Below are 22,387 nucleotides of genomic sequence, written 5' to 3'. Positions count from 1 at the left end.
CGGTCAAGTGCGGCGCCGGGCCGACGAGCAGACTCGCTCTATCGACGATTCCCCTCGTCGTCGATGCCGTGTCCGCACGGCCGTCACCGAGCAAAGGAGCCGACGTGGCAGAGCAGCTGTCCGCGTCCACGACGCCGCACCACACCTCCCTCCGACCGGGCGCCCTCGGCGTCGCCGGGATCGTCTTCCTCGTCCTGGCCGCGGTCGCCCCGCTGACCGGGATCGTGGTCGTCGCGTCGCTGGCGATCGCCCTCGGCAACGGCGGAGGGACCCCGATGTCCTTCTTCCTCGTCGCGGCGATCCTGCTGCTGTTCGCGGTGGGCTATGCGCAGATGTCGAAGCAGCTGGTCAACGCCGGCGGGTTCTACGCGTTCGTCGTGAAGGGCCTCGGCCGCACCGGCGGTCTGGTCGCCGGACTCATCGCCACGCTGGGCTACAACTTCTTCGTGGTCGGCACGATCGGCACGAGCGGCTTCTTCATGCAGACGATCATCCGCGACCTCACCGGCCTCGACGTGAACTGGCTCGTGTGGGGTCTGCTGTCGATCGTGGTGTGCTTCGTGCTGGCGCGCATCGGCGTGGACTTCAGCTCGAAGATCCTCGGGGTGTGCCTCGTGCTCGAGGTGCTGATGCTCGTGATCTTCGACGTCTCGGTGCTCGTGCAGACCGGCTACGACGTGTCGGCGTTCAGCCCGGAGGCCGTGTTCTCCGGATCGCTGCCCATCGGCCTGCTGCTGGCGGCGACCGGCTTCCTCGGTTTCGAGGCGACCGCGCTGTTCAGCGAGGAGGCCAAGCAGCCGCTGCGCACGATCCCCCGCGCCACCTACACCTCGATCATCGCGATCGGCGTGATCCTCGGCGTCACCACGTGGGCCGTGGTGAGCGCGACCGGCGTGGCGCAGGCGCAGGCCACGGCACTGGAGCACCTGCCCACCGGCGACCTGATCTTCTCGCTGTCGCAGCAGTACCTGGGCGGCCCGCTGACCACCGTCATGATGGTGCTGCTGCTGGTGAGCCTGTTCGCCGCGATGCTCGCGTTCCACAACTCCGCCACCCGCTACCTGTACTCGCTGGGCCGGGCGAAGATCCTGCCGCAGGCGCTCGCCCGCACCCGCGCGAACGGCGCCCCGCAGCTCGCGGGCATCGTGCAGGCCGGGTTCGCCGGCATCGTCGCGATCCTGTTCGCGATCGCCGGCGCCGACCCCATCCTCACGCTCGTGCCCGCGATGCTGGGCTTCGGCACCCTGAGCGTGCTGATCCTGCAGGGGCTCGCCGCGATCTCGATCGTCGTGTACTTCCGCCGCCAGGGCGACCCGCGCTGGTGGAGCACGTTCATCGCGCCGGGCATCGGCTTCCTCGGCATCGCCGCGATCTCGATCCTCGCGATCGTGAACTTCAACATCGTCGCCGGCTCCGAGGAGCTCGCGATCCGGCTGATGCCGCTGCTGCTCGTGCTCGCGCTGATCGGCGGCATCGTCTACGCCGCCTACCTCAAGCGCTCCCGGCCCGCCGTGTACGACGGGCTCGCCACCGACCTGGAGAGGGTCAGCGCCCGCTGATCCGCTCCGCTCCCCCGCCCTCCGAAGGAAGGAACCCCATGACGACGACGCTGAACCCCGCAGACACCTCCACGTGGCTGCCGCTGGAGGGACTCGCCCCCGGCTTCGACGCCAACAAGGCCCCGCACAGCACGGCGCTGAGCGGCCGCGAGATCACCGTGGTCGACGGCCGCGGCACCCGCATCGTGCACCGCTTCGACGACTCCACCGTCACGTGGGACTACCGCCCCGGCGCCGACGACAGCACCGAGGCCGCGAGCGACACCGACGACTACGAGGCGTTCGAGGTCGACGACGAGCTGTACTTCGTGCAGTTCCACCACCGCTACCTGCCGAACGAGGCCGTGTCGCTGATCCTCGACCTGCGGCACGGGCGCTCGCTGGCCGTGATCTCCGACATCCTCCCCGCCCCCGAGCAGGGCCGCACGCGCGTGCAGCACCACTTCGCGCCGGGCACCATCGAGGGCGCGGAGGTGACCGGCGCCGAGGCCGCCCCGACCACGACGCTCATCGGACGTCGCGTGGAGTGGGTGTACAGCGAGGAGCACGCCTACGAGCACGTGTACCTGTCGCCGCGGTGGTACTCGTGGCAGTGCCTGGCGGGCCCGGAGCGCGGCCTGGCCGACACCGACGAGAACAGCGTGTGGGAGGTGCGACGGGGCATCTACGTGTTCGCGTGGCGCGAGAAGGTCATCCCGTGCGCCTCGGTGACCATCGCCGACCACCGTGACGTGAACGCGATCCGCTCGCACGGCGTGCTGTTCGGCCTCGACGAGTCGGGCGAGGTGCCGACGCACTTCACGTTCGGCGCATACGGACGACTGCTGTCGACCACGCACCACACGCCCGAGCTCGAGCCCGCGACCTTCGGAGACGCATGACATGACCGACGTCGCCGACCTCATCGTCACCGGTTCCACGATCCGCACGGCCGATCGGACGCGGCCCCGCGCCGAGGCCTTCGCCGTGCGCGACGGGCGGATCCTCGCCATCGGCGACCGTGCCGACGTGGAGAGCCTCCGCGGGCGCCGCACACGGACGCTCGAGGTCGGCGACGCCGCCGTGTATCCGGGCTTCGTCGATGTGCACAACCATCACGCGCTCGCCGGACGCACCGAGCTGTTCGAGCTGTCGCTGGCGCCGTCGCTGAGCCTCGACGAGATCCTGGACCGGGTGCGCGAGAAGGCGGCGACGCTGCCGGAGGACGCGTGGATCGTCGGCGGCGCCGTGGCCACCACCCTGCTGCCGAGCCTCGCGAACACCGCGACCCGGCGGCGGCTCGACGAGGCGGCGGGCGGGCGCCCGGTCGCGCTCATGGAGGACTCCCGGCACAACCGCTGGGCGAACAGCCGGGCGCTGGAGCTGGCGGGCATCACCGCCGGCAGCATCCCGGCGGGCGGCGTCACGCTGCTCGACCCCGACGACGGCACCCCGACCGGCGTGCTGCTGGAGGCGGCGGGCATCCCGGTGCAGGAAGCGTACGACCGCAGCGGCGGACTCACCCCGGAGCAGCACGCGGCCGCCTCCCGCCGCGGCGTCGAGCTGCTGAACTCGTTCGGGATCACGGCCTTCCAGGACGCGGGGGTCTCGGTCGACATCCTGGCCGCGCTCGCCGGGCTCGACCGCGCGGACGAGCTGCACGCGTGGGTGGTGTCGTCGCTGCTCATCAACGACGAGATCTTCGGCTTCGACCCGATCGGCAGTCCCCTGCTCGACCGCGGCGAGGAGTATCGCACCGCCCACCACCGGCCGGACTTCGTGAAGATCTTCCTCGACGGCGTGCCGCCCGCGCGCACCGCCTCGTTCCTCGACCCGTACCCCGCCGACCCGGTGCACGGTGCGCACTTCCACGGCGAGACGACCATGACCCTCGACGAGCTCACCGGCTGGCTGCGCACGGTCGCCGCCCGCGGCCTGGGCGCCAAGGTGCACTGCACGGGCGACGGCTCGGCGCGGCTCGTGCTCGACGCCGCGGAGCAGCTCAGGGCGGAGGGGTTCACCACGCCCGTGCAGATCGCGCACGGGCAGTTCCTCGCCGAGAGCGACATCCCGCGGCTGGCGGCGCTCGACGTCTCGGCCGACATCTCGCCCTTCATCTGGTACCCGGGCGTGATCCCGCAGGCGCTGGCCGACGTGCTGGGTGCGCGGGCCGAGCACTCGCAGCCCAACCGGTCGCTGCTCGACGCGGGCGCCCTCGTCGCCGGCGGTTCGGACTGGCCGGTGAGCGAGTCGCCGAACACCCTGGAGGGACTGCAGGGTCTGGTGACCCGCGCCGATCCGCTCCGACGCGCGCCGGGCACGCTGTGGCCGGAGCAGGCGCTCACGGCCGAGGAGGCGCTGGAGGTGTTCACGATCAACGCCGCGACCGCGATGGGTCTCGGCGCCGAGACGGGCTCCCTCACGCCGGGCAAGTCCGCGGACTTCGTGGTACTGGAGCGCGACGCGATCGCCGGGCCCGCCGAGGAGATCGTGCACACGGAGGTCGTGTCGACCTGGTTCGCCGGGCGTCCCGTGCACGAGCGCTGAGCGGCGGATGCGCCGCTACGATGAGGCCATGCGCCGCTTCCCCGCCTCCGTCTACCGCGTGGGCGAGGAGCCCGATCCGCGGTTCTCGCTCGCGAACGAGCGCACGTTCCTGGCCTGGACCCGCACCGGACTCGCGCTGATCGCGGGCGGTGTGGCCCTGGAGGTGCTGGGGCTCGACCTGCACCCGGGATTCCGGCTCGCGGCGTCGCTGCTGCTGATGGTCGCGGGCACCGCGGTCGCTCCCCTCGCGTGGTTCGAGTGGATGCGGGCCGAGCGGGCGCTGCGCCAGTCGCGGCCGCTGCCCGGGGCGCTCTCCGCCGTGCTGCTCGCGGTGGTCGTGGTGACGGTCGGCCTGCTCGTCCTCGCGGGCGTGCTGTGGCGCTGACGGGGCGGCGGCCCTGATGCGGCGGGGGGCGGCGGAACCGGATCGCCTGTACGACCCGGGGCTGCAGCCCGAGCGCACGGAGCTCGCCTGGCGGCGCACGGCCCTGGCGATCGCGATCGGCTCGCTGCTGTCGCTGCGGGTGTTCCCTCTCGTGCTGCCCCCGGCCGCGGGGGCCTGGGGGGTCGTGCCGGGGATCCTCGGGGTGGCCACGGCCTGCGTGCTGTGGGTCGCGGCGCGGCGGCGTCAGGCGCGTACGACCGCGGTGCTGACGGAACGCGCGACCGGACCCCTGCCCGGCGGAGGGCTGCCGCTGCTGCTGACCGTGTTCGCGAGCGGCTTCGGCGTGGTGGCGCTCGTGCTCGTCGCGGTCGCGCAGCTCACGGCCTGAGCCCCGGGCACCGGTGCGGTCGGCCCGGGTCGCGCCCCTCCCGCCTGCGGTCGGTCCGGTGCGGGCGTCCCGGACGCACCCGGTGCGATCGGCTCCGGCGACCCCTCAGACGCCGGCGCCGACCGCGGTCCCGGTCAGTCGGCGACCGCCAGCACGGCCCGTCCGACGGCTCGCAGCTCGGTCGCGTCATGCGTCGACCGCTCCCCGGGCACGTAGCGCACCCGCCGCAGCTCACCGCCGCGGAACGGGAAGGAACGGTGCCGCTCGTGCAGCTCCCAGTCGACCGGGCCGCCGTAGTCGTAGCCGACGCTGATGCCCGTGAACGGCGCCATCCCGAGCAGCATCGGCACGTCGTTGATGCGGGCGACCTCGGCGCCGTCCACGTCGAGCGCGACCCGCCACCGCAGTCCCGGCCGCTCGTCCACGCGCAACACCAGCTCGTGCGACCCCGGAGCGAGCCGGGGGCCGTCCGCCCGGTGCATCGCCCCGTACGCGTTGTACGCCAGCAGCGGCGCGCGGTCGTCGAGCGCGAGCAGGTAACCGCCGCCCTGGTCGCCGTGCGCCACGATCACGCCCTCCGCATCGTCGCGCACGAGCACGTCGACCTCGACCAGGAACGACCGCAGCACGGTGAGCTTGGACGACCGGAACCGCTCCAGCGGGGGGCGGAACGGGATGAGGTCGACCGGAGCCGACAGGGGCTCCTCGGTGTCGGGCCGCAGCCGGAACAGGGCGCCCTCGTCGTCGAGCGGGAACACGGTGTTGCGCCAGGCCTCCGCGTGCCACCGCGCCGCGAGGGCCCGGACGCGTTCCGGGTGCAGGGCCGCCACGTCGCGGGTCTCGGTGGGGTCGGCGGCGAGGTCGTACAGCTCCCACACCCCGCCCTCCGGCCCCTCGTCGCGCGTCGGGGGCACGGTCGACAGCGCCTTCCAGCCGCCCTCGACGATCGCCCGCCGTCCGACGCACTCGAAGTACTGCGCCTCCCGGCCGTCGGCCGCGGGGTCGGCGAGCACGGACGCGATGCTGCCGCCGTCCATCTCGAGTGCCGGCCGTCCGTGCCGCTCGTCGAGCGGGGGCACGCCGCACAGCTCCAGGATCGTCGGGGCGAGGTCCGACACGAACACGAACTGATCGCGCAGGCCGCCCGTCATGGGGGCGTCGGGCCACGACACGATCAGCGGCGCGTGCACCCCGCCCTCGTAGGTCGTGGCCTTGAACGAGCGGAACGGCGTGTTCGACACGCGCGCCCATCCGGTCGGGTACTGCCCGAACAGCCGCGGGCCGCCGATGTCGTCCACGTCGCGCGGCACGTCGCGCACCCAGCCGTCGGGCATCGCCCCGGAGGCGCCGAACTGGGCGAAGTAGCTGCGGGTGCCCGTCGGGCCGCCCTCCGCGGTGCCGCCGTTGTCGCTCGCGAGCACCACGAGGGTGTTGTCCCACTCGCCGCTGCGCTCCAGGCGCGCGCGCAGCCGCCCCACGCTCTGGTCGATCTCGTCGACCGCGGCCGCGTACACCTCCATGTGCCGGGCGAACAGCCGCTGCTCCTCGGGGTCGAGCGCGTCCCACGCGGGGATGCTCGCGCCGTCGGCGAGCGGGTCGGGCGGCAGCTCGGCGTGCGGGGGCACGATGCCGCGCTCGCGCTGCCGGGCGAACCGCTGCTCGCGCATCCGGTTCCAGCCGTCCTGGTAGCGGCCGCGGTACTTCTCGATGTCGGCCTCCTTGGCCTGGATCGGCCCGTGCACCGAGGTGTGCGCGTAGTAGAGGAAGAAGGGGCGGTCGGGCTCGTTCACGCGCAGGTCGTCGATCATGCCGATCGCACGGTCGGTCAGCTCGTCGGTGAGGAAGAACCCGTCGGGGAACTCGCGCACGTCCACCACGGAGTTGTCCTGCACGAGCCGGTGCGGGTGGTGCAGCGAGGTGAAGCCGTCCATGCTCCCGAAGTACCGGTCGAACCCGCGCTGCAGCGGCCAGGTGCGGCGGTCGGCGCCGTCGTGCAGCCGCGACTCCAGCGTCAGGTGCCACTTGCCGACCATGAAGGTCGCGTAGCCGCCGGCGCGCAGCGATTCCGCGAGGGTGGGGGCCGCCGCGGGCAGCTCGCACGAGAAGCCGGGGTAGCCGGGGTCGACGTGCGCCACGAACCCGAACCCCGCGCGGTGCGGGTTGAGCCCGGTGAGCAGCGCCGCCCGCGCCGGGGAGCACATCGGCGCGGTGCGGTAGTTCGTGAACACCCAGCCGTCGTCGGCGAGGGCGTCGATGTGGGGCGTGTCGATCTCGCTGCCGAACGGGCCGAGGTCGCTGAAACCCAGGTCGTCGATCAGCATCACGATCACGTTCGGCGCCCCCGGCCGCGCCCGCCGCGGCTCGGGCCACCACGGCTCCGACTCCGACGTGAACTCCGCCGCCGTGCCCTCGAAGCCCTCATAGCCGCGGGCATCTGCGGCCGCCATTCAGCCGGCCCTCCGGATCAGCTCGAAGATGCGCGTGCGCAGCTCCGCGAACGCCGGGAGCGCCCGCGTGGTCAGCTGGTCGCGCGGGCCGAGGTCGATGTCGATGATCTCGGTGACCTTGGCCGGCCGCTCGCCCAGCACCACGACCCGGTCGGACAGGTACACGGCCTCGTCGATGTCGTGGGTGACGATCACGATGGTCATGCCGAACTGCTCGCGGATCCGCAGGCACAGGTCCTCCAGCTCGAAGCGCGTCTGCGCGTCGACCGAGGCGAAGGGCTCGTCCATCACCAGCACCTCGGGCCGGTAGGCGATCGCCCGGGCGATGGCGACGCGCTGCTGCATGCCGCCCGACAGCTGCCACGGGAACTTCGCCTCGGCACCGGAGAGGCCGACCGCGGCGAGCGCGGCGCCGATCCGCTCCTCGCGCTCCGCGGCGGGCAGACGCAGGTGCTTCAGGGGCAGCCGCACGTTCTTCTCCACGGTGAGCCACGGCATGAGCGAGCGCGTGTACTCCTGGAACACGAGGGCCATCTCCTGCGGCGGGCCGTCGATGGGCACGCCGTCGATCGCGGCACTGCCTGCGGTGATGCCCTGGAGCCCGGTGAGGCACTTGAGCAGCGTGGTCTTGCCGATGCCGGACGGGCCGACGATGCAGCACACCTCGCCGGCGCGCACGTCGAACGTGAGGTCGGCGATCACCGGCACGAGGCCGTTGCGGGTCTGGTACGACTTGGCGAGTCCGTCGACGCGCAGGCGCACGGGGGCGCTCTCGATGGTGGTCATGCGTTCTTCTCCTGTTGCTGGGAGGCGATGTACCAGCGCAGCACGCGGCGCCGGAAGAGGGTGAACAGGGCGGTGGCGGCGTAGCCGATGATGCCGAGCACGAGGATGCCCGCCCACATGTCGGGGATCGCGAACGACTGCTGCGCGAGCAGGGTCGCCGCTCCCAGTCCGGTGGAGGAGCCGAGCATCTCGCTCGCGATCATCACGACGAACGCGGTGATGAGACTGACCTGCATGCCGGACAGGATGCGCGGCCCCGCGGCGGGCAGCATCACGGAGAACAGCCGCTCGGGGCCGGTCAGCCGGTAGACGCGGCTGACCATGTCGAGCGTCGGCTCCCCCGCCCGCACCCCGTCGATGGTCGAGATGAGGATCGGGAACACCGCGGCGAGGGTGATCGAGAGGATGCGGGTCTCGGTGCCGAAGCCGATCAGCGACACGAAGATCGGCACGAGCGCGACGGGCGGGATCGCGCGGAAGAAGTGCACGGTCGGCTCCACCAGCCAGCTGAGCGGACGGATGAGCCCGAGCACCAGGCCGAGCAGCACGCCGATCACGGTCGCCAGCACGAACGACAGCGCGAGGTTGCCGACCGAGGAGGCGACGTCGACCAGGAACGCCGGCGTCTGCGCGAGCTGCCACAGGCGCTGGAGGATCACCTGCAGCGGCGGGAAGAACGCGTTGGTCGAGGCTGCGGAGGCGACCCACCACAGCACGAGCAGCAGCACCGGCACGGCGATCTCCGCACCGATCAGCACGCCCCGCGGGAGGCCGCCCTGGCCGCGCCTCCTGGACAGGCGCGAGGGGGTCTGGATCGAGGTGGTCAGGGTCATCACACGACCTGCTTCCGGTACTGGGGGTGCCAGTGCAGCAGCCGCCGCTCGCCCCACTGGCTCAGTCCCTGCACGAGCAGGCCGAGCACGCCGAGGAGGAGCACGTAGGCGAACAGCTGCGCCTGGTTGCCGCTGATCTGCGACAGCAGCAGGCTCTGGCCGAGACCGGGTCCGCCGCCGAGCAGCCCGGCCACGACCGCGACCACGAGCGAGGTGGGCGCCGCGACGCGGATCGCGGTGCCGATGTAGGGCAGGGCGCTGGGCAGCACGATGCGGCCGAGGATCTCGCCGCGCCCCATGCCGTACGAACGCCCGGTCGCCCTGGCCACCGGATCGGTGTCGAAGACGCCGGCGGAGGCCTGCACGGCGATCGCGATGAAGCAGCCGAAGAACACCAGGAAGATCCCCATGCCCAGGGTGGGCCCGAGCACGAGCACCACCACGGGCAGGATCACGATCGGCGGGATCGGCTTGAGGAACTCGAGGGGCACGCGGGTGGCGTGCATCGCCAGGGGCGAGGTGCCGATCGCGACGCCCAGCACCACGCCGATCACGATGGCGAGCACGAGCCCGACGAGCGCCATGGTGAGGGTGTCGCCGAGCGCGGTCCAGGTCGCGGGGGTGCCGAGCAGGCGTACGGCCTCGCCGATCGCGGCGGTCGCGGGCGGCAGCGGGGAGTCGGCGAGGGGTCCGGCGGTCGCGGACCACTCCCAGAGGGCCAGCGCCGCGAGGACGCCGACCGCTCCGACGAGGGGTGGGACGAGGGGGGAACGGGTCATGGTGCTCACTCCGCGGCGACGACGACGCCCTCGAGGTCGACCGGGGACGGCAGGAAGCCGAGCTTCCCGAGCTTCTCGTTCACGCGCTCGAGGTCGATCGGGGCGACCTCGGCGGGCCAGAACGGGAGCTTGACCTCGTCGACCGTGAGCGTCGAGCCGGTGGCGTCGATGCCGGCCTGGATCGCGTCCTCCGGATGCTCGTTCGCGTAGGCGTTGCTCTTGGCGATGGCCCGCTGGAACGCGGCGATCGCATCGGCCTTGCCCGAGAGGGTGCTCTCCCCCGTGGTCCACAGTCCGACGGCACCCTCCTCGAAGAAGCCGACCGACGGGGCGGAGACGAACGTCGCCCCGGCCGCGGCGGCCTCGCCGGTGAACGGGCTCACGAGGCCCGCCGCGTCGACGGTGCCGCTCTTGAGCGCCGCGACCGCGGAGGTGAAGTCGAGCACGACCCACTCGACCGAGGAGGGATCGACGCCGGCGCGGTCGAGGGCATCGGTGATCACGACCTCCAGCTGCGCCTTGCGGGCCGGGATGGCGATGGTCGCGCCCTCCAGGTCGGCGACGTCGGTGATGCCGCTCGCCGCGGAGGCGTAGAGGCCGGTGTCGTCGACCTCGGCCGGGTCCTCGGCGTCGGCCGCGCCGTCGACGTAGCCGTCGGCGGGAGCCACGACCTTGAGCGGCACCCCGCTCGCGAGCGCGTTGAGCAGCGGGATGCTGGGGGCGTAGGCGATGTCGACCTGGCCGCTCTGCGCGGCGGCGAGGCCCGCGGGCGGGTTGGCGACCACCGACGTCTCGATCGCCAGGCCCTCGTCCTCGAAGAAGCCCTGCTCCTGTCCGAGCAGCAGCGCCCCGTCGGAGACGAGTCCGATGGTGGCGACCTTGAGGGTGGTCAGCTCGCCGCCCGCGCCCGAGCCGGAGCCGGAGTCGGCCGGGGACGACGTGCACGCGGCCAGCGCGAGCACTCCCGCCGCGGCGACCACTCCGGCCGCCCGTCGTGCGAGTCGATTCATGTTCATGGAGAACTCCTCTTCGAGTTAGTCACCGGCTGGTGATTTTAAAGATCGTACTCGTGCCCTGCAGGGCTGCGGTTACGATCGGGTTACATTAGTCACCGAATGGTGACGAAAAAGGTCATGCAGATGAGGGTTGATGCAGAGGGGGATATCGATGCCGAAGATCGTCGACCACGACGAGCGCCGCGACCACATCGCCGACGCCGCCACACAGGTCATCATCCGGGTGGGATTCGACAAGCTCACCATGCGGGAGATCGCGACCGAGGCGGGGTACGCGCACGGCGCGATCGCCCGGTACTTCCCCGACAAGCGCAGCGTCCTCACCGCCGCGTTCCTCCGGCTGTACACGCTCGCGAACGACCGCATCCACGCGCGCATCGAGGGCGTGCGGGGGCTGGAGGCCCTGGAGCGCATGTGCCGCGAGATCCTGCCCTACAGCCCGAACGGCCCGCTGTACGCGAAGGTCGTGATCGCTTTCTGGGACCACGCCTCGCAGGACGAGGAGGTCACGCGCATCCACCGCGTGAACAACCTGCACTGGCGCGACCTGTTCCGCCAGTGCCTGATCGAGGCGCGCGACGACGGCGAGCTGGCTGACCACGTCGACATCGAGACGGCGGTCAACGAGATCGCGTCCCGCAACGCCGGCTGGCAGATGATCTCGGTGCTGATGCCGGACTCCGCGGGGGACGGACGGCTGAACGACGCGCTCGGCGCACTGCTGTCGATGCTGCGCCGCCCGGCCGCCCCGCCCTCCCGCTGATCGCACCGCGCCCTCCCCCGTCAGCCCGCCAGGACGAAGCGCGCGCCGCGCTCCCCGATCATGGCGGCCGGTGCGTTCGTGTTGCCGGTTGGGACCGTGGGCATGACCGAGGCGTCGACGACGCGGAGGCCGTCGATGCCGCGCACCCGCAGCTGCGGATCCACCACGGCCTCGGCGTCGGAGCCCATGCGGCACGTGCCGACCTGGTGGTGGTAGGTGATGGCGGTGCGGCGCACCCAGTCCTCGACCGCGTCGTCGGGCACGTCCGGCCCCGGGTAGACCTCGGTCGCGCCCCACTCCTCGGCGAGCGCCGGCCGGGTGCCGATGCGGCGGCACTGGCGCACGGAGGCGGCGAGGGCGTCGGCGTCGCGCTGGTCTTCGAGGGCGGCGAGGTCGATCGCGGGCGGGTCGGCGAGCCCCGGCCCGGTGAGCCGGAGCGACCCGCGGCTGTACGGCGTGACGAGACCGGCCATGAGGGTGAAGCCGTCGCTGCCGCGCGGCTCCAGCTCGCCCCACATCGGCACGGAGAAGTGGATGGGCTGGGTGTCGGGTTCGGGCAGGCCCTCGCGGCTCCGCCAGAACAGGTGGCTCTGGGTCACGGAGACACCGGGCTGCGGCGGGCCGACGGGCTTCTTCCCGGTGGCGAAGATCACGGGCGACAGCAGGTGGTCGTGCAGGTTCCTGCCCACGCCGGGCGCGTCGAGCACCACGGGGATGCCGAGTGCGTCGAGCTCGTCGGCCGGGCCGATGCCGGAGCGCAGCAGGATCACCGGCGTGCCGATCGCGCCTGCCGCGAGGATCACCTCGTCGGCGCGCACCTCCTCCGTCTCCTCCCCCTCGCCCAGCCGCACGCCGACCGCGCGGCCGTCATGCACGATCACGGAGTGCACCTCGCGGCCGGTGAGGATGGTGAGCTGCTCGGCGATCGGCTGCGCGTACGCGGTCCACGTGTTCACGCGGCGCCCGTCGCGCATCGTCACCTGCTCCTGCGAGACCCCGTCGAGCACACCGCCGTTGTAGTTCGGGTTGTGCGGCAGGCCCTCCTGCACGGCCGCCTCGATGATCGACGCCTGGATCGGCGAGAGCGGATAGTCGTCGGTGACCGGGAGCAGGTCGTTCTCGATCGCGGCGAACACCGGCTCCACGTCGGCCCAGCTCCAGCCCGTGGCGCCCTCGCGGTCCCAGCGGTCGTAGTCGGACGCGGCGCCGCGCACCCAGATCATCGCGTTGAGCGCGTGCGACCCGCCCGTGACCTTGCCGCGGGGCAGGTGCAGTCGACGGCCTCCCGCACGGGGCTGCGGCACCGTGAAGAAGTCCCAGTCCTCGGCCGAGTGCCACAGCTCCCCCGCACGGGACGGGTCGTGGATGGCCGGGTTGGTGTCGTAGCCGCCCGCCTCGATCAGCGTGACCGCCACGCCCGCATCGCTGAGGCGCCGCGCGACGATCGCGCCCGACGTGCCGGCACCCACGACGATCGCGGACCGGATCGCGGGCTGCTCCGACTCCGGGTTCACGGCCGCGCCCGGGTTCACGGTCACGCCCGGGTCCTCGGTCACGCCCGGGTTCACTGCCGCGCCCGGGTTCACTGCCGCGCCCGGGTTCACTGCCGCGCCCGGGTTCACTGCCGCGCCCGGGTTCTCGGCCGCGCCCGGGTTCTCGGCCGCGCCCGGGTCCTCGGTCACGCCCGGGTTCTCGGCTGCCACGGTCAGGCCTTGCGCCCGGGGCCGGACACGACCTGGGTGACCGCGACCGACTTGAGGCCCTCGACGCCGAACTCCAGACCGTAGCCGGAGCTCTTGACGCCGCCGAACGGCACCATCGGGTGCAGGCCGCCGTGCGAGTTGATCCACACGGTGCCGGACTGCATGCGCGACGCGGCCTCGCGGGCGGCCTCGGGGTCGCTCGACCACACGGACGCGCCGAGGCCGACGTCGAGCGCGTTGGCGAGGTCGAACGCCTCGTCCACGTCGCTGTAGCGGATGACGGGCAGCGCCGGGCCGAACTGCTCTTCCTGCACGAGCGCGGCGTCGTTGTCGATGTCGGCCACGATCGTCGGGCGGTAGAACAGCTCGCCGAGGTCGGATGCGGGCTCGCCGCCGGTGACGATCCGGGCGCCGCGGCTCTTCGCGTCTTCCACGAGCCGGCTGACGATGTCGAACTGCGGGCGGTTCTGCAGCGGCCCGAGCACGTTGCCCTCGTCGAGGCCGTTGCCCATGGGCACCTGCTCGGCGATCGCGGCGAGTGCGTTCACCACGTCGTCGTAGATCGAGTCGTGCACGTAGAGGCGCTTCATGGCGGCGCAGGTCTGGCCGGTGTTGATGAAGGCGCCCCAGAACAGGTCTTCGGCGATCGCGGCGGCGTCGGTGCCGGGGAGCACGATGCCGGCGTCGTTGCCACCCAGCTCGAGGGTGAGGCGGGCGAGGTTGCCGGCGGAGCTCTCGATGATGCGGCGGCCGGTCGCGGTGGAGCCGGTGAACATGATCTTGTCGATGTCGGGGTGGGAGGCCAGTCGCGCACCGACCTCGCGGTCGCCGGAGATGCCGATGAGCACATCCGCAGGCAGCACCTCGTTCATGACGGCCAGCATCGCGAGCACGCTCAGCGGCGTGTACTCGCTGGGCTTCGCGACGACCGTGTTGCCCATGCGCAGCGACGGCCCGATCTGCCAGATGGTGATCATGAGGGGCCAGTTCCACGGGCCGATCGCGCCGACGACGCCCGCCGCCTTGTACACGAGCTCGGCGTGCAGGGTCTCGTCGTCGACCAGCACCTGCGGTTCGAGCACGGTGGTGGCGTTGGTGCGCAGCCACGCGGAGCAGGCCCCCAGCTCGAAGCGCGCGTTCGGGCCGTTGAGCGGCTTGCCCTGCTCGCGCGACAGCAGATAGGCGAGGCCCTCCGCGTTGGCGTCGATCGCGTCGGCCGCGGCCAGGAGGAGTTCGCTGCGCTTCTCGTGTCCGAGGGCCTCCCATGCGGGCTGCGCTGCCTTGGCGCGGGCGATCGCATCGTCGAGGTCGGCGACCGTCGCGACGGGGGCGCGGCCGATGACCTCCCGGGTCGCGGCGTCCGGGATCTCCCGGCCGGCACCCTCCGGCGCCTGGATGCGGTCGAGCAGAGCGGCGGCTGCGGACGCGGCGGAATCGGTGGATCCCGAGTCGACGGCTACGGGAACGGCGGAATCGGACATCGGTGTCTCTCCTTCGGCGGGTCACGGCGCGGACGCCGGTCTTCTTCTCATTGTCGGTCGGCCCCTTCGACGGCACTTGTCGCGGAGCGCGCCGCAGATGTCTCCGCGCGAAGGATGCGCGCGCGGCGGGCGTGCGGCGGCTCCGCACCGGGGCGCGGCCCCCTCGGCGGTGGGGTGCGCCATCGTCGCGCGGGATCCCACCAGGCCGGTCCTCGCACCTGGGGCACTCCCCCTCGCGTGCGGATCTGCCAGCCGGACGTGTCGAGCGTGCGGTGATGGTGCCAGCACAGCGCGACGCCGTTGTCGGTGTGGGTCGGGCCCCCGCGGGCATGCTCCGTGACGTGGTGGATCTCGCACCAGGCGGCGGGGACGTGGCACCCGGGGATGAGGCACTCGCGGTCCCGCGCACAGATCGCCCGGCGCTGCGCGGTCGTGAAGATCCGCTCGCTCGACCCGAGCCCGATGATCCTTCCGCCCGCTCCGAAGACGACACGCTGCACCGTGCCGCCGCAGGCCGCGTGCGCGGCGACCCGGGTCGAGACCGGTGTGCCGACGCCCTCGACCTGCGCCCAGCCTCGTCCTCGGGCGAAGTCCTCGGCGGCGACCGTGACCACCAGGGTCGGGGCGCCGCCACCCAACCGCGGCATGTCGTCGTGGCGGGCCGCGATCCCCAGGGCCGCCGCGAGCGCATCGTGCTGCTTCTGCGCGCGGGTCCGCCCATCGACCATCCCTCCGGCATCTCCGGACGGGAGCGCGTCGTCCTCCGGAGAGAGCGGCAGGTCGCCGGCGGAGGCGTCATCGAGATCTGCGGACGGCACGAAGTGGACGCCGGGAACCGGCGGTCCCTCGACCCTCGGGTTCAGGTACGCGTCCCAGATCCGCTGCAGTTGCCCCGCGACCTCGGGGAGCAGCGCGCCCCGGATCGGGATGACGCCGTCCTTGGCGCGTGCGAGCACCACGCCCCGAGCTCGCATCGCGATGTCTTCCGCAGGCTCCGCGCCATCGGGATCGAGATACTGCAGGATCACCTGTGCCCGCACCCGCAGATCCTCGGGAGTCGGCACGGGGCCTGCCTCGTGCCCGCCCTCGCCGGCCGCCACGCCCTCACAGGTCTCCGCGCCGCGCGCGACCTCAGCCAGATACGCGTCGGCCTGCCACCGGTCTTCGAGGCGTACGCGGGCGCCGCCCTGCTCGATCGGCCCGGTCGCGGCCAGCAGCCCCGTCACGCCGATCGCCCCCTCGACGAGGGCGTCGCGCAGCGCCGGCCACCGCGCCGGGAGCCACTCCCCGGAGGAGAGGTCGAGCTCGCGGCGCACCAGCCGCGCGGCCTTCAGTGTCCGTGCGGCGGTCGCCGCGTCCACCCGGAGGACGCGTTGCAGGAGCTCGTTCATCGACCGGCAGCCGAACCGCCCGCAGAACGCCGGCTCCCCCGACCCCGCAGGACGCTGATCGACGTTCGCGACCGCTTCCACGACCACGGCCTCCACCCGTCGCTGGATCTCGCCCGCCACCCGCAGCAGCTCCATCATGTCCCCCGCGGCGAGAGCACTCAGGGTGCCGGATCGCAGCACCGCATCGAGGGCGACGACCGTGTCGCCCAGAACCGCTGCCGATGTGCTCTCCATGGGACGATTCCATCGGGGGCCACCGACATTCGGAGCCGGATAACCCCAGGCCAGAGAGATATTCCGGAACACGCGAGCGACACATCCCGTACCAGCGCGGGCTCGCGGACAGCCCTCGACGGCAGCGCACGACGGGCGCACGATCAACCGCCCGCCCCGTCTCCACGTCGTTCACCCGGGCACCACGTCGCCGTGGCTCGAGCCTCAGGTGCGGTCGTCGTCCTCGAAAATCAGGATCGTGCGGGTCGACCGGATCGAGGGGATCGCCTGGATGTCCTCGAGCACGATGCGGCGGAGGTCGCGGGCGTCGTTGGCCCGCACGAGCAGGAGCACGTCGAAGTCTCCGCCGACCAGGGCGATGTGCTCGATCTCGGGGATCGCCCGCAGCCGGGCCCGGACGTCCTGCCACGTGGCCTGCTCGATCGCGAGGGTCACGTAGGCACTCGCGTGGTGACCCAGCAGCACGGGGTCGGTGCGCACGGTGTAGCCGGTGATGACCCCCGCGTCCGTCAGCCTCTTGATGCGCGCGTGCGCCCCGGCACGGGAGATGTGCACGGCCTCGGCGATCGCGGTCATCGACGCCCGCGCGTCCCGTCGGAGCTCGGCGAGGATCGCGCGATCCGTGTCATCCAGGGCCGTCATGGCACCCCTCTCATCCCGATCTGAATCCTGACATTGTGAACGCCAGATCCGCAACCATCGAGCAATTGTCCACGATCTGACCGGGGATATTGGATGACTGTCGCGACCGGGGCATGCTGTCCTCATCGAGTTCGGCGAGGGAGGCGGACGATGCTGCACACGGACCTGCTGCCGCGGGACACCGCGGTGAATCTGATCACGGCGGACGGCACGACCGTCCACGACGAGGCCTACGCGCTGCCTGACGCGGACACGCTGCTCACCGCCTACCGGGGTCTGGTCGAGGGCCGCCGCATCAACGAGCAGGCCAACGCGCTCGTGCGACAGGGGCGCCTCGCCGTGTACCCGTCCTCGCACGGGCAGGAGGCGTGCCAGGTCGCGGCGGCCATGGTGCTCGGCGACCGGGACTGGCTGTTCCCGACCTACCGCGACTCGGTCGCCGTGATCGCCCGCGGTGTCGCTCCGGCCGAGGCTCTGGTGCTTCTCAAGGGCGACTGGCACTCGGGGTATGACGTCCGCGCGCACCGGGTCGCACCGCAGGCCACACCCCTGGCCACGCAGCTGCTGCACGCGGTGGGGTTCGCGCAGGCGGCGAAACACCGCGGGGAGGACACGGTCGTGCTGGCCCTGTGCGGCGACGGCGCGACGAGCGAGGGCGACTTCCACGAGGCGATGAACTTCGCCGCCGTGTTCCACGTGCCGGTCGTGTTCTTCGTGCAGAACAACGAGTTCGCCATCTCGGTGCCCCTGTCGCGCCAGACGGCCGCTCCCTCGCTCGCCCACAAGGCGATCGGCTACGGCATGCCGGGCCAGCGCGTCGACGGCAACGACGTCGCGGCCGTGCTGGCGGTGCTGACCGAGGCCGTGGATCGCGCGCGGGCGGGCGGCGGGCCGTCGCTCGTCGAGGCGCACACGTATCGCATGCAGGCGCACACGAACGCCGATGACGACACCCGCTACCGCGAGCGCGACGAGGTGCAGGCGTGGATCGCCCGTGACCCGCTGCTGCGACTGCGCACACACCTGACCGCCGCTGGCGCGCTCGACGAGGACACCGAGAAGCGCTTCGCCGCCGGAGCGGAGGAGATCGCCGCCGCGATGCGCGAGGCGCTCAACACCGACGCCGATCTCGACCCGGAAGACCTGTTCCGCTTCGTGACCACGAGCCGGTCGCCTCAGCTCGAGGAACAGTGGCAGCTGCTGCACGGCGAACTCGAACGAGACGGGCTCGCCCACGCCGCAGCCGCGACGAACGGAGGACAGCGATGAGCATCGCCGAGCACGACACCCGCCCCGCGGCCCCCGCCGACACCGCGAACACCGACACCGCGAACACCGACACCGCGAACACCGGCACCGGCGGCACCGACGCACCGGACGCCGCCCCCGCACCGGCCACGATGACGATGGCGGCCGCCCTCAACCTCGCGCTCGCCGACGCGCTGGCCTCCGACGCCGATGTGGTCGTGTTCGGCGAGGACGTCGGCGCGCTGGGCGGCGTGTTCCGCATCACCGACGGCCTCACGGCCCGCTTCGGCGAGGACCGCTGCTTCGACACCCCGCTCGCGGAGTCCGGCATCATCGGCACGGCGGTCGGCATGGCCATGAACGGCCTGCGCCCCGTGGTCGAGATGCAGTTCGACGCGTTCGCCCTGCCGGCGTTCGAGCAGATCGTCAGCCACGTCGCGAAGCTCGCCAACCGCACGCGCGGCGGCATCCGGATGCCCCTCGTGATCCGCATCCCGTTCGGCGGGGGCATCGGCGGGGTCGAGCACCACTGCGACTCGTCCGAGGCCTACTACGCGCACACCCCGGGGCTCACGGTCGTCAGCCCATCCACCCCGCAAGACGCGTACTCGCTGCTGCGCGCGGCGATCGCTTCGCCCGACCCCGTGGTGTTCCTGGAGCCGAAGAAGCTCTACTGGTCGAAGGGCGAGGTCGACACCACCGTCACGGCCGAGATCGGCTCCGCGCGCGTCGCCAGGGACGGCACCGATGTCACGCTGCTCGCCTACGGCGCCTCCGTCGCGCTCGCCCTGGAGGCGGCCGAGGTCGCGGCGGCGGAGGGGCGCAGCGTGCAGGTGGTGGACGTGCGGTCGCTGTCTCCCTTCGACGACGAGACCGTGACCGCCGCCGTGCGCTCCACCGGGCGGGCCGTCGTGATCGCCGAGGCGCCGGGCTTCGTGAGCGTCGCCTCGGAGATCCAGGCGCGGGTGTTCGAGCGGTGCTTCGAGTACCTCGCCGCGCCCGTGCGCCGCGTGACGGGCTTCGACACCCCGTACGCGCCGCCGAAGTTCGAGCACTGGTATCTGCCCGACGTCGACCGCGTGCTCGACGCGATCGACACGCTGCACTGGGACGAGGACGCATGAGCACTCCCGTGAAGACCGCCGTCCGCGTGTTCCGCCTGCCCGATCTCGGCGAGGGGCTCACCGAGGCCGGGCTCGTGCAGTGGCTGGTCGCGGTGGGCGACACGATCGTCACCGATCAGGCGATCGCCGAGGTCGAGACCGCGAAGAGCGTCGTGGAGCTGCCGTCGCCGTTCGCTGGTGTGATCACGGCGCTGCACGGCACCCCGGGCGACACGATCGACGTCGGTGCCCCGGTCCTGGAGGTCGCCGACCCCGGACACGTGCCGGACGACGCCGCGGGCACGCCAGACGCCGACCCCGCCGCGACGACCGAGCAGGAGGCGTACCGGCAGGAGGAGCGCGCCGGCTCCGGCAACGTGCTCATCGGCTACGGCACCTCGGCGTCGACCACGAAGGGCCGGCGCCGCCGCCCCGCTGCCCGACCCGCGCACGTCGGCGCGGCCGCTCCCCGCGACGCCTCCGCCGGATCCGCCGGCCCCGCAGCCGCGCCTGCCGAACCGCAGCCCGGTGCTCCCGGCGCTCCCGGCGCTCCCACCCCCGACACCGGAGCGGCCGCGGGCGGCTCGGGCTCCGTCGACGCTCCCCCCTCCGCGCCGCGGCGCCCCGTGGCCGTCCGTTCGCCCCTCGTGCGACGCCTCGCGCGAGACCTGGGGCTCGACGTGCACACCATCACCCCGAGCGGAGCCGACGGCGCCATCACCCGGGCCGACGTCCTGCGCGCCGCCGTGGACCACGCGGTCGACGGCGTCACCGCGCCGCATCACACGGCCTCCGACTCCGCGGCCCTCGGCACGACGGCAGGCGCCACCTCGGCCTCCGGCGCCGCAGCCCCGACCTCCACGACCGGCACCGGCGAGCTCGACGGCCTCCCCGTGCGGTCCCGCGAGCGCCTGTCGCCGCTGCGGCGCGCCGTGAGCGCGAAGCTCGCGCGCAGCCGCTCCGAGATCCCCGAGGCCACGGTCTGGGTCGACGTGGATGCGACGGAACTGTGGGACCTCCGCGGGCAGATGGCCCCGGAGGGCGAGCGGCCGCCGTCGATCACGGCACTGCTGGCGCGGTTCGTGCTGCTGGCGCTGGAGGACTATCCGGTCCTCGCGTCGCGGCTGAGCGAGGACGGCGGCGAGCTGATCTCGTTCGACGGCGTGAACCTGGGCGTCGCGGCCGACACCGAGCGCGGCCTCCTGGTGCCGGTGGTCCCGCGGGCGCACGCGCTCACGGTGGCCCAGCTCGACACGGCGCTGCGCGAACTGGCCGCGACCGCCCGCTCCGGGTCCATGCCGCCCGAGCGCCTGCGCGGCTCGACCTTCACGCTCAACAACTACGGCGGCCTGGGGGTCGACGGCTCCGCGGCGATCATCAACCATCCGGATGTCGCGATCCTCGGCATCGGTCGCATCATCGAACGCCCGTGGGTCGTGGAGGGAGCGATCGTGCCGCGGCGGATCGCCCAGCTGTCGCTCGTGTTCGATCACCGGGTCTGCGACGGCGGTTATGCGGCCGGGTTCCTGCGCCGGGTGACGGAGCTGATCGAGCATCCGCTGCGTGCGTTCGGGAGGGTCTGAGGCCGCAACCTGCTGCGCACTCTCGTGGCGCGGCGGACGATGCGCTACGCTCGGCGATTACTGACCGATCATTCGGTAAGTAATCGACGGCGTCCCCCGCGCCGCCCGACCCGACGCAGAACAACGGAGTTCGCATGACCTCAGCCACCGCTGCCGCCTCGTCCACCGGAAGGATGCCCGCCGAAGAGCGCCGGGTGCTCGCGGGCACCCTCGTGGGCACCTCGATCGAGTGGTACGACTTCTTCATCTACGCACAGGCCGCCGGCCTCGTGCTCGCGCCGCTCTTCCTCGCCCCGATCGCGGAGTCCAGCCCCGGGCTCGCCCAGGTGCTGTCGTTCGCCACGATCGGCATCTCGTTCCTGTTCCGCCCGCTCGGCGCGATCGTCGCCGGACACCTGGGTGACAAGCTCGGCCGCAAGAAGATGCTCGTCTTCACGCTCGTCATGATGGGCCTGTCCACCTCGCTGATCGGCCTGCTGCCGACGTACGCGGCGATCGGTGTCGCCGCGCCGATCCTCCTCATCCTCCTCCGCATCCTGCAGGGCTTCTCCGCGGGCGGCGAGTGGGGCGGCGCCGCTCTGATGGCCGTCGAGCACGCGCCGACGGGCCGACGCGGCCTGTTCGGCGCCTTCCCGCAGATCGGCGTGCCGGTCGGCATGATCCTGGCGACGTTCACCCTGTGGGCGCTGACCAGCTCGATGTCGCCCGAGGCGTTCCTGGAGTGGGGCTGGCGCATCCCGTTCCTGCTGTCGATCGTGCTGATCGCGGTCGGCTACGTCATCCGCCGCGCGGTCGACGAGAGCCCCGTGTTCGAAGACCTGCGCCGCCGCCGCAAGGAGGCCTCGGCCCCGCTCGGGCAGCTGTTCCGCTCGAACACCAAGCAGGTCGTGCTGACGGCCGTCATCTTCATCGCAAACAACGCCGCCGGCTACCTGCTCATCGCGTTCTTCGCCACCTACGCGGTCACCGCGCTGGGGATGGAGCGTCCGCCCGTGCTCCTGGCGACCACGCTCGCCTCGTTCGGCTGGCTGATCTTCACGCTGTGGGGCGGGCACCTCTCCGACCGGCTCGGGCGCATCCGCACCTTCCAGATCGGGTACGTCGCCCTGGCGGTGTGGGCGATCCCGATGTGGTTCCTGATCGACACCGCGAACATCGTCTGGTACTTCGTGGCGCTGTTCGTGATGACGTTCGCCCTCGGGCTGTCGTACGGCCCGCAGGCAGCGCTGTACGCCGAGATGTTCCCGGCGAACGTGCGCTACTCGGGCGTCTCGATCGGCTACGCGCTGGGCGCGATCCTCGGCGGGGCGTTCGCGCCGATGATCGCGGAGTCGCTGCTGAACCAGTTCCACGCGGCGTGGACGATCGGCCTCTACATCGCCATCGCCTCGGTCATCTCGCTCATCGGGGTGTCGCTGGTGAAGGAGACAAAGGGCGTGGACCTCTCCGTCTGACGCGCGGGATCCGGGATCGCGGCCGGCCGTGCGCCTGTGCCATAATTACCTTACGATCGGTCAGTA

General features: G+C 72.3%; 19 protein-coding genes. 10 read left to right on the top strand and 9 right to left on the bottom strand.

The annotated features are described in order from the left end of the window. Positions 1-104: 104 nt before the first annotated feature. The 5 genes from ACFV3I_RS06870 to ACFV3I_RS06850 are packed head-to-tail and all read left to right on the top strand — an operon-like array spanning position 105 to position 4,858. Positions 105-1,559 (top strand): APC family permease, encoded by a 1,455-nt coding sequence (locus ACFV3I_RS06870; protein ID WP_136029148.1) that lies wholly within the window; start codon positions 105-107, stop codon positions 1,557-1,559. A gap of 38 nt (positions 1,560-1,597) precedes the next feature. After that, a complete protein-coding gene (locus ACFV3I_RS06865; protein WP_378822609.1) occupies positions 1,598-2,440 on the top strand; it encodes a molybdenum cofactor biosynthesis F family protein in 843 nt (280 codons plus the stop codon). A gap of 1 nt (position 2,441) precedes the next feature. Further along, positions 2,442-4,085, top strand: coding sequence for an amidohydrolase (locus ACFV3I_RS06860; protein ID WP_378822608.1), 1,644 nt, complete (start codon positions 2,442-2,444; stop codon positions 4,083-4,085). A 28-nt stretch (positions 4,086-4,113) separates the two neighbouring features. Then, complete coding sequence (locus tag ACFV3I_RS06855) at positions 4,114-4,470, top strand: YidH family protein (RefSeq protein WP_136029142.1); 357 nt, start codon at positions 4,114-4,116, stop codon at positions 4,468-4,470. Between the two features lie 16 nt (positions 4,471-4,486). Continuing rightward, positions 4,487-4,858, top strand: a complete 372-nt coding sequence (locus ACFV3I_RS06850) for a DUF202 domain-containing protein (RefSeq protein WP_136029140.1) — start codon at positions 4,487-4,489, stop codon at positions 4,856-4,858. A 134-nt stretch (positions 4,859-4,992) separates the two neighbouring features. Here ACFV3I_RS06850 and ACFV3I_RS06845 read toward each other — a convergent pair whose 3' ends face one another. From ACFV3I_RS06845 to ACFV3I_RS06825, 5 genes are read right to left on the bottom strand one after another with little or no spacing between them, the layout of a single operon-like run. Next, positions 4,993-7,305 carry an arylsulfatase gene (locus ACFV3I_RS06845; RefSeq protein WP_378822607.1) on the bottom strand — a complete coding sequence of 771 codons (2,313 nt, stop codon included), beginning with the start codon at positions 7,303-7,305 and terminating at the stop codon, positions 4,993-4,995. Continuing rightward, on the bottom strand, positions 7,306-8,091 hold the full coding sequence (locus ACFV3I_RS06840; RefSeq protein ID WP_136029137.1) for an ABC transporter ATP-binding protein: 786 nt from the start codon (positions 8,089-8,091) through the stop codon (positions 7,306-7,308). Continuing rightward, positions 8,088-8,924, bottom strand: coding sequence for an ABC transporter permease (locus tag ACFV3I_RS06835; protein ID WP_136029135.1), 837 nt, complete (start codon positions 8,922-8,924; stop codon positions 8,088-8,090). Before ACFV3I_RS06835 ends, ACFV3I_RS06840 begins: the two co-directional genes overlap by 4 nt. Further along, positions 8,924-9,703 (bottom strand): ABC transporter permease, encoded by a 780-nt coding sequence (locus tag ACFV3I_RS06830; protein ID WP_136029132.1) that lies wholly within the window; start codon positions 9,701-9,703, stop codon positions 8,924-8,926. The genes ACFV3I_RS06835 and ACFV3I_RS06830 overlap by 1 nt, the downstream gene beginning before the upstream one ends. Positions 9,704-9,708: 5 nt before the next feature. Next, positions 9,709-10,719, bottom strand: coding sequence for an ABC transporter substrate-binding protein (locus tag ACFV3I_RS06825; RefSeq protein WP_136035329.1), 1,011 nt, complete (start codon positions 10,717-10,719; stop codon positions 9,709-9,711). 151 nt (positions 10,720-10,870) lie between these two features. Here ACFV3I_RS06825 and ACFV3I_RS06820 point away from each other — a divergent pair, with 151 nt between their 5' ends. Further along, the gene (locus ACFV3I_RS06820; RefSeq protein ID WP_136045854.1) at positions 10,871-11,482 is read left to right on the top strand and encodes a TetR/AcrR family transcriptional regulator; all 612 of its coding nucleotides are present in this window, start codon (positions 10,871-10,873) and stop codon (positions 11,480-11,482) included. 20 nt (positions 11,483-11,502) lie between these two features. On the opposite strand, the gene ACFV3I_RS06815 is transcribed toward ACFV3I_RS06820, so the two are convergent. The 4 genes from ACFV3I_RS06815 to ACFV3I_RS06800 form a co-directional block, all read right to left on the bottom strand. After that, positions 11,503-12,969 carry a GMC family oxidoreductase gene (locus ACFV3I_RS06815; RefSeq protein WP_378823209.1) on the bottom strand — a complete coding sequence of 489 codons (1,467 nt, stop codon included), beginning with the start codon at positions 12,967-12,969 and terminating at the stop codon, positions 11,503-11,505. 218 nt (positions 12,970-13,187) lie between these two features. Continuing rightward, positions 13,188-14,666, bottom strand: a complete 1,479-nt coding sequence (locus tag ACFV3I_RS06810; RefSeq protein WP_247981381.1) for an aldehyde dehydrogenase family protein — start codon at positions 14,664-14,666, stop codon at positions 13,188-13,190. Positions 14,667-14,713: 47 nt separating this feature from the next. Next, positions 14,714-16,291 (bottom strand): DUF222 domain-containing protein, encoded by a 1,578-nt coding sequence (locus ACFV3I_RS06805; RefSeq protein WP_378822605.1) that lies wholly within the window; start codon positions 16,289-16,291, stop codon positions 14,714-14,716. A gap of 204 nt (positions 16,292-16,495) precedes the next feature. After that, positions 16,496-16,933 carry an Lrp/AsnC family transcriptional regulator gene (locus ACFV3I_RS06800; RefSeq protein ID WP_205812604.1) on the bottom strand — a complete coding sequence of 146 codons (438 nt, stop codon included), beginning with the start codon at positions 16,931-16,933 and terminating at the stop codon, positions 16,496-16,498. A gap of 150 nt (positions 16,934-17,083) precedes the next feature. On the opposite strand from ACFV3I_RS06800, the gene pdhA reads away from it, so the two are divergent. From pdhA to ACFV3I_RS06780, 4 genes are all read left to right on the top strand, one after another. Continuing rightward, positions 17,084-18,202, top strand: a complete 1,119-nt coding sequence (gene pdhA, locus ACFV3I_RS06795; protein ID WP_378822604.1) for a pyruvate dehydrogenase (acetyl-transferring) E1 component subunit alpha — start codon at positions 17,084-17,086, stop codon at positions 18,200-18,202. A gap of 131 nt (positions 18,203-18,333) precedes the next feature. Beyond that, on the top strand, positions 18,334-19,305 hold the full coding sequence (locus tag ACFV3I_RS06790; RefSeq protein WP_378823207.1) for an alpha-ketoacid dehydrogenase subunit beta: 972 nt from the start codon (positions 18,334-18,336) through the stop codon (positions 19,303-19,305). After that, positions 19,302-20,867 carry a dihydrolipoamide acetyltransferase family protein gene (locus ACFV3I_RS06785; RefSeq protein WP_378822603.1) on the top strand — a complete coding sequence of 522 codons (1,566 nt, stop codon included), beginning with the start codon at positions 19,302-19,304 and terminating at the stop codon, positions 20,865-20,867. Before ACFV3I_RS06790 ends, ACFV3I_RS06785 begins: the two co-directional genes overlap by 4 nt. A 134-nt stretch (positions 20,868-21,001) precedes the next feature. Beyond that, on the top strand, positions 21,002-22,321 hold the full coding sequence (locus ACFV3I_RS06780; RefSeq protein WP_206251595.1) for an MFS transporter: 1,320 nt from the start codon (positions 21,002-21,004) through the stop codon (positions 22,319-22,321). Positions 22,322-22,387: the final 66 nt, after the last annotated feature.

The organism is Microbacterium sp. NPDC059771 (assembly GCF_042732495.1).
Taxonomy (GTDB): Bacteria; Actinomycetota; Actinomycetes; order Actinomycetales; family Microbacteriaceae; genus Microbacterium; species Microbacterium sufflavum.
This window is presented reverse-complemented; position numbering and strand designations above follow the sequence as displayed.